2 protein-coding genes are annotated in these 513 nt (G+C 39.0%); both read left to right on the top strand.

The genetic code is table 11. The features are described from left to right. Positions 1 to 302 (top strand): Grx4 family monothiol glutaredoxin (grxD, locus tag IEX97_RS13450; protein ID WP_444541813.1); only part of this gene is annotated, 302 nt, incomplete at its 5' end. 34 nt (positions 303 to 336) lie between these two features. Then, a partial coding sequence (locus tag IEX97_RS13445) for a redoxin domain-containing protein (protein WP_188883583.1) occupies positions 337 to 513 on the top strand: 177 nt, incomplete at its 3' end.

Raw genomic sequence — 513 nt, 5'->3', positions numbered from 1 at the left:
AAATTAAGCAGCAAATTTCTGAGAACGCTATAATTATTTATATGAAAGGCAGCCCAAAGATGCCCCAATGTGGTTTTTCTGCGCGAGCTGTGCAATGCATGAATGCCTGTGGTGTTGATTTTGCCTATGTCGATGTGTTAGCAAACCCGGATATTCGTCAAACATTACCACAATATGCAGATTGGCCTACTTTTCCTCAACTGTATGTAAAAGGCGAGTTAATTGGCGGCTCAGACATTATTGCTGAAATGTATGAACAAGGCGAATTGGAGTCCTTGCTGCGTGAAGCGGTAAGCGCATAATACGACCTAATTATTTATTGAATGGAGAGATGACATGAGCGTTTTAGTTGGACGAAAAGCACCAGATTTTACAGTACCTGCGGTATTGGGAAACGGTGAAATCGTTGAAAAATTTAACTTATATGAAGCAATCAAAGGCAAATACGGTTTAATTTTCTTTTATCCTTTAGATTTTACGTTTGTTTGCCCTTCTGAGTTAATTGCATTGGAT

Source organism: Paenalicyclobacillus cellulosilyticus, assembly GCF_014647315.1.
Lineage (GTDB): Bacteria > Bacillota > Bacilli > Alicyclobacillales > Alicyclobacillaceae > Alicyclobacillus_J > Alicyclobacillus_J cellulosilyticus.
The sequence above is the reverse complement of the archived record's forward strand: the minus strand, read 5'-3'. Positions and strand labels throughout refer to the sequence as shown.